This is a genomic window from Sphingomonas sp. LHG3406-1, from assembly GCF_029637485.1.
Classification (GTDB): Bacteria; Pseudomonadota; Alphaproteobacteria; order Sphingomonadales; family Sphingomonadaceae; genus Sphingomicrobium.
Window position 1 is genome coordinate 2,190,545 of the sequence record NZ_CP069128.1, and the last position, 12,110, is coordinate 2,202,654.

At 66.3% G+C, this 12,110-nt stretch carries 6 protein-coding genes; 3 read left to right on the forward strand and 3 right to left on the reverse strand.

What is annotated here, in order from left to right:
• Positions 1-57: 57 nt before the first annotated feature.
• Positions 58-2,658 carry an ATP-dependent chaperone ClpB gene (gene clpB, locus JOY29_RS10705; protein WP_300973519.1) on the forward strand — a complete coding sequence of 867 codons (2,601 nt, stop codon included), beginning with the start codon at positions 58-60 and terminating at the stop codon, positions 2,656-2,658.
• 25 nt (positions 2,659-2,683) lie between these two features.
• Here the strand turns inward: clpB and JOY29_RS10710 are convergent, their stop codons facing one another.
• Complete coding sequence (locus JOY29_RS10710) at positions 2,684-2,953, reverse strand: hypothetical protein (RefSeq protein WP_300973520.1); 270 nt, start codon at positions 2,951-2,953, stop codon at positions 2,684-2,686.
• A 133-nt stretch (positions 2,954-3,086) separates the two neighbouring features.
• Positions 3,087-6,227, reverse strand: coding sequence for a TonB-dependent receptor (locus tag JOY29_RS10715; protein WP_300973521.1), 3,141 nt, complete (start codon positions 6,225-6,227; stop codon positions 3,087-3,089).
• A gap of 631 nt (positions 6,228-6,858) precedes the next feature.
• On the opposite strand from JOY29_RS10715, the gene JOY29_RS10720 reads away from it, so the two are divergent.
• The gene (locus tag JOY29_RS10720) at positions 6,859-10,032 is read left to right on the forward strand and encodes a TonB-dependent receptor (RefSeq protein WP_300973522.1); all 3,174 of its coding nucleotides are present in this window, start codon (positions 6,859-6,861) and stop codon (positions 10,030-10,032) included.
• Between the two features lie 363 nt (positions 10,033-10,395).
• Positions 10,396-11,862, forward strand: a complete 1,467-nt coding sequence (locus JOY29_RS10725) for a putative 2OG-Fe(II) oxygenase (protein WP_300973523.1) — start codon at positions 10,396-10,398, stop codon at positions 11,860-11,862.
• A gap of 32 nt (positions 11,863-11,894) precedes the next feature.
• Here JOY29_RS10725 and JOY29_RS10730 read toward each other — a convergent pair whose 3' ends face one another.
• Complete coding sequence (locus JOY29_RS10730) at positions 11,895-12,098, reverse strand: DUF2093 domain-containing protein (RefSeq protein WP_300973524.1); 204 nt, start codon at positions 12,096-12,098, stop codon at positions 11,895-11,897.
• Positions 12,099-12,110: the final 12 nt, after the last annotated feature.

Consider the following 12,110-nt stretch of genomic DNA (forward strand, 5'->3'; position numbering starts at 1 on the left):
TGTGTTGCTCAAGGGCAACACTATCTTCCTCCACAGAGGTAGGGGAAGTCTAGCCACATGGATTTCGAGAAATTCACCGATCGGTCGCGCGGGTTCGTCCAGGCGGCCCAGACCATTGCCATTCGCGAGCATCATCAACGGATCGCGCCGGCGCACATCCTCAAGGCGCTGCTCGATGACGAGCAGGGCATGGCCGCGGGGCTGATCCAGGCCGCCGGCGGCGATGCCAAGGCCGCCAAGCGTGAAGTGGACGCGCTGGTCGCGAAGATCCCGGCCGTGACAGGGTCGGGCGCCACGGCGGCACCCGCGCTCGATGGCGATACCATCCGGCTGCTCGACCAGGCCGAGCAGGTCGCTCAGAAGGCGGGTGACAGCTTCGTCACGGTCGAGCGGATGCTGCTCGCCTGCGCGCTCGCCAAGGGCACGGGCGTGGGTGATGCACTGGCCCGTGCGGGCGTGACGGCACAGGGTCTGAACGGCGCCATCGAGAAGCTGCGCCAGGGCCGCACTGCCGACACGCAGGGCGCCGAGGACCGCTATGATGCGCTGAAGAAGTTCGCGCGCGACCTCACCGCCGCCGCACGCGAGGGCAAGCTCGATCCGGTCATCGGCCGCGACGAGGAGATCCGCCGCACCATCCAGGTGCTGGCGCGCCGAACCAAGAACAATCCGGTGCTGATCGGCGAGCCGGGCGTCGGCAAGACCGCCATCGCCGAAGGGCTGGCGCTGCGCATCGCAAATGGCGACGTGCCCGACGGGATCAAGGACCGGCGGCTCCTCAGCCTCGACATGGGCTCGCTGATCGCGGGCGCGAAATATCGCGGCGAGTTCGAGGAGCGGCTGAAGGGCGTGCTCGACGAGGTCAAGCAGGCCGCGGGCGAGATCATCCTGTTCATCGACGAGATGCACACTTTGGTGGGTGCGGGGAAGAGCGAGGGGTCGATGGACGCCTCGAACCTGCTGAAGCCCGCGCTGGCACGCGGCGAATTGCACTGCATCGGCGCGACCACGCTCGATGAATATCGCAAGCATGTCGAGAAGGATCCGGCGCTGCAGCGGCGCTTCCAGCCGGTGTTCGTGGGCGAGCCGACGGTCGAGGACACCATCTCGATCCTGCGCGGGCTGAAGGACAAATATGCCCTGCATCACGGGATCAACATCACCGACGGCGCGCTGGTCGCCGCGGCGACGCTGAGCAACCGCTACATCACCGACCGCTTCCTGCCGGACAAGGCGATCGACCTGATGGACGAAGCGGCGTCGCGGCTGCGGATGGAGGTGGAGAGCAAGCCCGAGGAGATCGAGAATCTCGACCGCCGCATCATCCAGCTGAAGATCGAGCGGGAGGCGCTGAGGAAGGAGACCGACAAGGGCTCCAAGGACCGGCTGGTCGTGCTCGAGAGGGAGCTTGCCAACCTCGAGCAGCAGTCGGCCGAGCTGACCACGCGCTGGCAGGGCGACAAGGAGAAGATCGCCGCCGAGAGCAAGCTCAAGGAGCAGCTCGACGCGCTCCGGCTGGAGCTGGAGCAGGCGCAGCGGAACGGCGATCTCGGCCGCGCGGGCGAGCTTCAGTACGGGCTGATCCCCGAGCTGGAGAAGAAGCTGGCGGAGGCCAACGACAGCCAGGCCAATGCCATGCTGCGCGAGGAAGTGACCGCGGAGGACATTGCGTCGGTCGTCAGCCGCTGGACGGGTATTCCGATCGAGCGGATGATGGAAGGCGAGCGCGAGAAACTGCTCGCGATGGAGAGCATCATCGGCAAGCGCGTGATCGGGCAGGCGGAAGCGGTGAAGGCCGTCTCTACCGCCGTGCGCCGGGCGCGGGCCGGCCTGCAGGACCCGAACCGGCCGCTGGGCTCGTTCCTGTTCCTCGGGCCGACGGGCGTCGGCAAGACCGAGCTGACCAAGGCGCTGGCCGAATTCCTGTTCGACGATCCGAGCGCGATGGTGCGGATCGACATGAGCGAATTCATGGAGAAGCACAGCGTCGCGCGGCTGGTCGGCGCGCCGCCCGGCTATGTCGGCTATGAGGAAGGCGGCACGCTGACCGAGGCGGTTCGGCGCCGGCCCTATCAGGTCGTGCTGTTCGACGAGGTCGAGAAGGCCCATGCCGACGTGTTCAACATCCTGCTGCAGGTGCTGGACGACGGGCGGCTGACGGATGGTCAGGGGCGGACGGTGGACTTCACCAACACGCTGATCATCCTGACCTCGAACCTCGGCAGCCAGTATCTCGCGAACCTTGGCGAGGACGAGCCGGCGGACAAGGTCGAGGCGCAGGTGATGGACGTGGTGCGCGGCCATTTCCGGCCCGAGTTCCTCAACCGGCTGGACGACATCATCCTGTTCCACCGGTTGAGCGCCAGCCACATGGCGCCGATCGTCGACATCCAGGTGCGCAGGCTCGGCAAGCTGCTGGAGGAGCGCGGGATCGTGCTCGACCTCAGCGAGGCGGCCAAGGCGTGGCTGGGGCGGGTCGGCTATGACCCGGTCTACGGCGCGCGGCCCTTGAAGAGGGCCGTGCAGCGCTACCTGCAGGACCCGCTGGCGGACGCTATCCTGGCGGGCAGGGTGCGCGACGGGCAGAAGGTGCGGGTGGACGAGGGCGACGGCGCGCTCGTCCTGACGCCGAAGGAAGAGGTGGCGGCGGCGGCCTGAGGGCTGCCGCCGGGCATTGCCCGACCTAGTTTGGCAGCTGCCCCAGTGTCGAGTCCGACCGCTTCTTGAGATCGCCGAGGCCGCTCTGGCTCTTGGCGGCGATATCGTCCCACTGCTTCCTGGTGCGGCAGGTCCGAACCGGCAGCATCGAGCCGGTCGGAACGATCTTCTCGCAGACCTTCTCTTCCCTTGCGGGCTTGGCCGATGGCGCTTCGGCGCCGGCCTGCGGTGCCGCAGGTCCGGCCATGGCCGCACTGGCGAGGGTCAGGCTGGCGACGGCCACGAACGCTTTCATGCAACGAACTCCTTGAACGTCACGCAATGTTGGCGCCCGCGGCTGCGGCCGTCGCGCTGTTTTCGACGAAGGGGCAAAGAAAATGGGCGGCGCCTTCCGGCACCGCCCACTTCCTTACCGTTTGTCCGGGCCCTTAGAGGGTGACGCGGACACCGGCGCGCCACTGGCGGCCCAGGTAGTTGTTGCCGGCCGTGACCGGGTTGAACAGGTGGGCACCATAGGTCGCCGGATCGATCGGCGGGAGCTTGTCGAACGCGTTCAGCACGTTGACGTAGAAGGTGAAGCGATCGTCGACGCGGAACTGGGTGTTCAGGTCGAAGGTCGTGTAGCCCTTCACGTCGCACGGCAGGTAGCCGTTGCCGCTCGGGTCGACGCCGAGACCGCAGTCACCGCGTTCGCCGCCCTGGTCCTCGGCCGACAGGTTGTAGCCGCTGATGTAGTTCACCGTGCCGGTGACAGCGACCGCGCCGAAGTCGAGGGTGTTCTGCCACGAAGCGCGCCACTTGGGCGTGCCCGAACCCGCAGTCAGGTTGTAGTTGCCGAGGGTGCCCTCGTAACGCTCCTTGCTGCCGTCCGGGAAGGTCGTGCTCAGCTCGAGGATACGGCTGGCTTCGGCCGACGAGGTCCAGCGGATCCCACCGATTTCGAAGCGCGCGAGCGCCGCGAAGTCGAGACCGCGCGAACGGATCTCGTTGGCGTTGACCAGCTGGGCCTCGATGAAGCCGATGACCGGAAGGGCGTTCGGGTTGTTCGTATCCGGCGCGCCCGGGATGACATTGTAGCCAGCCGGGATCGGGCAGGTGCCGCCGTTGAACTGGGCCGCGGTGCAGGAATAGTAAGCTGCAAGCGCCGGGGCGTTCGACGGCGAGGTGATCGAGCCGGTCTTCTTGATGTCGAAGTAATCGACAGTGAAGGTCAGCTGACGGATCGGGTTGAGGATCGCACCGAGCGTGATGCTGCGCGACTTCTCCGGATCCAGGTTCGGCGAGGCCAGGGTGGTCAGGCCGTAGCTGTTGGTGCGGATGTAGGCCGGGCAGCTGCTGTAGGTCGCGAGCGAGCAGCCATACTGCGCCAGGAAGGAGTCGGTGAAGTTGGTCTGCGCCGTGTTCACGAAGCCGGTCGTCGGCAGGGCGTTCGCCTCACCGAAGGCTGGAATACGGAAACCACGCGACCAGGTGGCACGAAGCGCGAGCTGCTCGAACGGCTCGAACTTGGCACCGACCTTCGGCGAGAAGGCGCTCTGGCCCGACGAGTAGTGATCGTAACGACCCGACACGTTCACATCGAGCATGTCGAAGACCGGCGCATTGATTTCGCCGAACACCGACTTGACCGTGCGGTTACCCTTGGTGCCGAAGGCGTTCAGGGTGAAGAAGCGCTGGGTCGGCCCATTGTAGTCGGGGTTGCCCGACGGAGCATCGACCGACTCGTAGCGGATCTGACCACCGAAGCCGACCTGGAGCGGACCGCCCGGCAGATCGAACAGCGAACGACCGAACGACACCTGCGCCGCCAGGAGGTCCGACTTCGCATTGGTGATGTTGTCAGGACGGACGAAGTCGTTGACCGCTTGGCTGTTCAGCTCCGGGTTGACGAGGTTCACCGTTCCCTGGGCGATCGCCGTCAGGAAGTTGTTGATGAACACGTAGCCGGTCTGCGTACGACGAAGGTCGTTGCGCATCGCGGTGAGGTCGGCCCGGACGTCGAAGCCGGCGAACGACGTGGTGACGCCGGCAGCCGCGCGGTAAACGGTGCTGCGGGTTTCGTTGTACGTCGGGTCGGTGAACGGACGGCCGATCAGACGGGCAACCTGGCCCTGCGCCGCGAACGGATTGTTCGGGTTGAGCGTGGCACCCGGCGTCGTGGCGGTGCAGCCGGTGTTGATACCGCTCGGGTCGGCGACGCCGGTCGGGCAGACGTAGACCGGAAGGGACAGGACGAAGGAGCCCGGAGCCAGGTTGGCGGCCGGACCGGTCGCAGTCGAGAACGGGCGGAACAGAATGCCCGCGTTGGCGGTGCCGCGGACGACCGGCGGGAAGCCGTCGTACGAGCTTTCGCTCTGCTGGAAGTTCACCATGAAGTAGCCTTCAGTGGTGTCGTTGATGCGGGCGGTGACCCGGCCCGAACCGCCGAAGCGGGTGATCTTCGGCGCCGCCGTTCCGAACAGCAAGGTGGTGTCGTTGGCGCAGAAGGTCGTCGGCGCAGTCGCCGACGCGGCGAGATCGTCCGCCGTCGCGGTGCTGGGCGTGCCGTAGACGCAGCCGGCAGTCGGATTCAGCAGCTGGTAGCGGCCAGCGGCAGTGGTGTTGGTCGGATCATAGGGGCGAACGTACGGCTGGTAGCCGCCAACGAGAAAACTGCCGTCGCCGTTGATGAGCCCGGTTGTCGGGTCACGGCCGTTGACGATGTTGTTCGGACCGCAAACGCCGTTGCGGCAGATACGGCTCTGGTCGTCGGTGTTGAACGGATAGGCCAGGTCGCGGTTCATGACCTTGCCCTGGTTGAAGTAGAAGCCGCTCAGGTAGGCGTTGAGGCCGTTGGTGGCGAGATCGCCGAAGCCGACGGTGGCCGACATGCGATAGTTGGGCGCATTGCCGTCTTCGCTGATGCCGGCTTCCGCGCGGGCACTGAGACCGCGGAACTGGCGCTTGGTGATGATGTTCACCACGCCCGCGATCGCGTCGGCGCCGTAGGTCGACGAAGCGCCGTCACGCAGCACTTCGACGCGGTCGACGATGTCGTCCGGAATGGTGTTGAGGTCGACGAAGTTACGCGAACCGTCGTCGGCGAGCGGGTAGTAAGCGGCGCGCTGGCCGTCGAACAGGACCAGCGTCGAGTTGGTCGACAGGCCGCGCAGCGACACGGCCGAGGCGCCGGCCGCGAACGCGCCGTTGGCGCTGAAGCTGTTGGTGAGAGCCGGGCCGTTGTTCGAGGTCAGCGACTGGATCGCGTCCTGGACGGTGTTCTGGCCGCGCTTGTCGATCGTGTCGGCGGTCACGACGGTGATCGGCGAAACGGTCCGCGAGGTGGTGCCACGGAAGAGGGTGCCGGTGACGACAACTTCCTGCTCGGTGCTGCCGGTATTGGTGTTGGGGACCGGAGCGTCGGCCTGAGCCTCGTCCTCGGCCTGGGCCTGCGGGGTGGAGCTCTGTGCGCCCGGGCTATTGGTGGCGTCCTGCGCCAGGGCGGGCGACGCGATCAGAAAGGCGGGAACGCCTGCGCCGAAGATGGCGACCGCACGCAGAGCGGCGGATGCGCGTAGATAGGACTTCATGTGAAACACTCTCCCCTTACAGCGCCGTGGCGCTCAAGAATTCCGCCGACGCACCTCAGAGGGCGCCCGCGCATGCGGGTTCATCGGCCGTAGGTCAGGGTGAGTAAAGGTTAACGCAGCCTCTCGGGCGATCGTGACACACCCGTTGTGACATAAAGATGACGGTATCATGGTAATCGTCTTGTTTGTGAGGCTTGACGAAAATTCCTTGTATTCCGCCACTTCCGGTCACCAGACGAAGGCAGCAGTCAGCAATTGTCCGGACAGGCAGCAGCGCCACTCTCCGAAAAAGTTGCACGGGCACCATTTTCCAGGGAACCGTGGCTCAAAAGCACATAATGATTGCGAGGAAAAACAGGACGTTATTGGTCATCTTTGTGCTGGCAAAACATTGAAGCCACAGCAGTGGTGCCATCCTGCCGCACTTGCTCTCCAACGTACGCCGCCTGGCAAGTCCACATTGTGGCCGACGAGCCACAAGGGAGGTCGAAACTGGCGAACGGGTTTGCGACACCCTTGTGACGGAGCCGGTACAACCATAGCAGGGCGGCATCGTGTGGGCGTGTGCGGGCGTCGCTTCGGCGACTCAGCTGCGTCCGGGGGCATTTTTTCAACAGGGGGAGACCCAATCGTGCGTCACTTTACCACCCGATCGCTGCTGCTGGCGTCGACCATCGCAGCCGGCATCGCCGCCACTCCGGCTGCCGCGCAGAGCAATGCGCCTGCGCCGGGCAACGACACGCAAGCGACCGACGAAGTGGTCGAGGCGACCTCCGATGCCAACCAGCCCACCGGCGATGCGTCCGAGATCGTGGTCACCGGTTCACGCATCGTGCGTCCGAACCTTACTGCCAATTCGCCAATCGCGGTGGTGACGGGCGAGCAGACGGTCGCACAGGGCGACATCACGCTCGACACCTATCTGAACACCCTGCCGCAGGTGAACCCGTCGGGCACCACCACGTCGAACAACCCGGGCAATGCGGGTCAGGCGAACCTCAACCTTCGCGGTCTCGGTTCCAACCGTAACCTCGTGCTGATCGACGGTCGCCGGCCGATGGTGTCGGCGACCGACCAGACGGTCGACCTCAACACCATCCCGCAGGGCCTGATCGAGCGCATCGAGGTGATCACCGGCGGTGCCGGCGCCGCCTATGGTGCCGACGCCATCTCGGGTGTCGCCAACATCATCCTGCGCAGGAATTTCGAAGGTCTCGAGCTGCGCGCCGGCTACTCCAACTCGCTCCCCGAGACGGACGCGATGGAGTATCAGATCAGCGGTGTCCTCGGCGCCAACTTCTCGGATGGCCGCGGCAATGTGGTCATCTCGGGCGAATTCTCGGACCGCCAGGGCCTGATCAAGTCGCAGCGCGCCTTCGCCAGCCAGGCGACCTCGACCACCGGCGTTCCGCCGACGGGTAGGCTGATCGAAAACAACGCAATCCCGCAGGCCGCGATCGATGCGCTGTTCAACGGTGTCTATGGCGTGCCGCTCGCGCAGACGCCGCGTTCGGGCCTCAGTCAGCTGCACTTCAACAGCGACGGCACGCTGTTCGGCTCGGGTACCTTCAACAGCCCGCTGAACGTCAGCAACTATCGCTACGACCCGCTTGGTGGCGATTCCGCGGCGGCCAACCAGAACTTCTTCCCGGATTTCTATTCGTACAACTTCGACGCCATCAACCTGCTGGTCCTCCCGCTGACCCGCCGCTCGGCGTTCGTGAAGGCCAATTACGAGATCGATCCGAAGGCCGAAGTCTTCGTTCAGGCCGGCTACACCGACTATAGCTCGGTGCAGGCGCTGGCCCCGACCCCGATCGGCGTCCGCATCTACAATCCGGCGACGCCGGGCGGCGCCTCGTTTGCGACGTCGCCGCTGATCAACACCGGCGTGTTCATCACCAACTCGGTCATCCCCGTCACCAACCCGTTCATCCCGGCCCAACTCGCCACCCTGCTGGCGGCGCGTACCGGCGATGACACCAGCCTCGTCGGCTCGGGCGCGACGGAGCCGTTCCGCTTCGCCATCCGTACCCTTGGCGCAGGTCTGCGCGAGTCGACCTACGACAGCACCGTCACTCAGGCCCTCGGCGGCCTGCGCGGCGAGATCGTCGGCGACTGGCGCTACGAAGCCTATTGGAGCTACGGCAAGACGGTCATCGATCGTTCGGCAGCCGGCAACATCAACGTCCAGCGCCTGCAGCAGCTGCTCGAGGCTCCGGACGGCGGCGCCAGCCTCTGCGCCGGCGGCTACAATCCGTTCGGCGTCCAGCCGGTCAGCCAGGCCTGCGTCGACTATCTCAGCGTGACCGGCTTCACCTCGACCGAGTTCACCCAGAACGTCGGCCAGGCCTTCGCCACCGGTTCGCTGTTCGCCCTTCCGGCCGGCAACGTCCGCGGCGTGCTGGGCATCGAGAAGCGCGACTTCACCTACGATTTCGATCCGGGCGCCCTGTCCGGCCCGATCGCCGGCTTCAACACCGCAAGCCCGGTCAACGGCCGCAACGGCTTCCTCGACTACTTCGGCGAGCTCTATGTTCCGCTGCTGAAGGATCAGGGCTTCGCCAAGAACCTCGACGTCACCTTCGGCTATCGTCGTTCGCGCAGCAATGCCGAGAACGTCCGCACGGCCGTGGAGACTCCGAAGGTCTGGTCGAACGCCTACAAGATCGAGGCGAGCTGGCAGCCGATCGACCCGGTCCGCATCCGCGGCAGCTTCCAGCGTTCGGTCCGCGCGCCGAACTTCGGCGAGCTGTTCTCGGGCGGCGCCTCGTTCGTGTCGGCCTTCGACCCCTGCTCGAACGGCACCAATTTTCGCGCCACCCGTGGCACGGCCGGCCGTGACCTCTGCATCCAGAACGGCGTTGGCGGCGGCTCCATTCCCGCGAGCGGCCCCTTCACGCCCACGACGGCTCAGATCAACGCGTTCAACGGCTTCGCCGCGACGCCGGGCCTTCAGGTCAACACCAATTTCACCGGCAACATCAACCTGAAGCCGGAGAAGGCCAACACCTTCACCGTCGGCGGCGTGTTCGAGGCGCTGGGGATCATCGGCTCGATCGACTATTACAACATCAAGGTCAGCGACAAGATCTTCGGCCCGGACACGAACCTGATCATCGCCGCCTGCTACGGCTATCTTGATGGCTACAATGCGACCCTGGCGGCGACCAACGACTATTGCCGCTCGATCACCCGCGCTGGTTCGAACCTGTCGTCGGTGTCGCCTCGCGTCGCCATCGGCGGCGACGGCGTCAACTTCCTCAGCGTCAATCAGGGCATTGTGAAGACCAGCGGTATCGACGTGCAGCTGGCCTGGAAGATCCCGACGCGCTTCATGGGTCCGAAGTCGCAGATCAACTTCGATACCTACGTCAACTATCTGATCAACTTCAAGAATGAGGAACTGCCGGGCGTCGTTCTCGACTATGCCGGAACGGTCAGCTACTTCGGCCAGGGTCTCGGCACGAGCTTCCCCGAGTGGAAGGGCACTGCCAACATCAACTGGCAGGTCGAGCCGTTCACCTGGTCGAACCGCATCCGCTACATCGACGCGATGAAGAACCGTGGTCTGGTGCAGTTCGCGGGCGAGAGCTCGTCCTTCACCGGCGTCGGCTCGGTCTGGTACTTCGACACCGCGCTGCAGTGGGACTTCCTGAAGCGCTACACCTTCCGGATCGGCGTGAACAACCTGTTCAACAAGCAGCCGCCGACCTACTCGCCGAACGTGCAGTCGGGCACCGACCCGTCGCTCTACGACGTTGTCGGCCGCCGCGGCTTCGTCCAGGCTCGGCTGAAGTTCTAAGGGCCGGCCTGGCGACAGTCAGGACAGAAAAGGGGCGGGGCTGCCGGTGGCGGTCCCGCCCTCTTCTCGTCTGGACTTGCGCGCATCGGTCCTGTTTCGCGACGCGGCACTTGCCGCTCTCCGGAACCCGGCAGTGGCGGCGGCCTCCGCCGCCTTGAGGCGACCGGGAGACCGATGACGAACTGCGAGGATCGGGCAGGTAACCGGCTCGCACTTCGCCAAGCGCGTGTGCGTTGGCGGGGATGAGCTGGCCGCGCGGCGCGAGCGCGACATGCGGAGCGGGGCCGAAATCATCAACAAGCCCAACATCAATCCCAACCGAGCGGCCTTGCCGCCACCTGCTCGACCCGCTTTGATGCGGCCATGACCGCCACCGCGCTTGCCGACCGTGCCTATGAACTGCTGGACGCCGGGCGCGAGGAAGAAGCGATCGGGCCGCTCCTGGACGCGCTTGCCTGCGATGGCGAGCAGGCGGGCCTGTGGCAGGCGCTCGGCATCTGCCTGCGCGCCGCCGAGCGGCTCGACGAGGCAGGCGCCGCCTTCGAGCGGGCATCCGCTCTGGCGCCGGGCGACCGGCGGATTCTCCAAGGGCTCGCCCAATGCCATTACGAAGCGGGCATGGAGGCGGTGCCGACCTTCGAGCGCGCGCTGGGGATGGGCGGCTTCGATCCCGCCATCGGCCAGGCATTGGCTGCGGCGATTGCCGCCGAGCAGGGGCCGCATGCGGCGCTCGAGCGCCTTGAGCAACTGCTGGTCGCGCAGCCGGACTGGCTCGCCGGCCATTGGCTTGCCAGCCGGCTCGGCGCGGCAGCAGGGCGGGACGATCCGGTCGATCGCACCATCGCCGCCGAGATCGCGCGGCGCCCGAATGCAACGCACCTCTGGCAGCATCGGCTGTTCACCCTGATGCACAGCCGCCAGTGGGACGAGGCGCTGCGAGTGGCACGCGAGGCGCGGCACCGCTTCCCGAACGAAGCGATGTTTGCGTGGAACGAGGCTGGCGCCGCGACCGAGGCGGGCGAGGTGGAGGCGGCCGAACGGCTATACCAGTCACTTGGCGGCCTGCCCGATGTGTCGAACGCCATCTACCGTTGCCGTCACTGGCTTCGGCGCCGCCAGCCGGAGCACGTCGCCGCCCTGCACGGGCAAATCCCCGGACCTGCGGGGTTCGAGGGCCTTTACCCCTATTTCGCCATCGCCTGGCGGATGCTGGACGATGTCAAAGCCGACTGGCTCGAGCCTTCCGCCCTGGTGGCGGTCCACGATCTTGCCGGCGAGCTTCCGCCGCTGGCCGACCTGGCCGACCATCTGCGCGGGCTGCACAATCAGGTGCGCCAGCCGCTCGAGCAGTCGGTTCGTGGCGGCACCCAGACCGATGGCAATCTGCTGCTCCGCGCCGAGCCGATGGTGAAGGCGCTGCGGGAGGTGCTGGCGCGGACCATCGCAGACCATGTCGCGAGCTTGCCCCCCAGTGATGCTGCTCACCCTCAGCTCCGCCACCGCCGCGACCGGCCGGTGCGCTTTTCCGGCAGCTGGTCGGTGCGGCTGCAGTCGGGTGGGCACCACGACGCCCACGTCCATCCCGAGGGCTGGTTCAGTTCGGCACTGTACGTGGCGCTGCCGGAAAGGATGGGCGGGGACGACAAGGCCGGCTGGCTGGCGCTCGGCGCGCCGCAGGACAGCCTTGGCCTCGATCTTTCGCCGGTGCGGATGATCGAGCCCAAGCCGGGTCGACTGGTGCTCTTTCCGTCGACCATGTGGCACGGCACGGTTCCGTTCGCCGCGGGCGAGCGGCTGACGGTGGCGTTCGATGTGAAGGTGCCGGCCTGAGTGGACGGTGGCGACGCGAAGGTGGCCGCAGCCTAGCGGGCGCGGCCCTCGGCGGTGAAGCTCGCGGCGGCGTCGACATAGGGCTCTTGCCGGGCGACGCTCCAGTAGCGCAGCTGGTCGAGCGAGATCCTGGCCCCGGTGACGGCGCAGCGGACATGATCGCCGTCGCTCAGCAGGCGGAAGGTGCCGGCCATATAGTGGATGCGCGCCTCGCGCCCGCTGCCCTGCATCAGCATGTCGTCACTCGT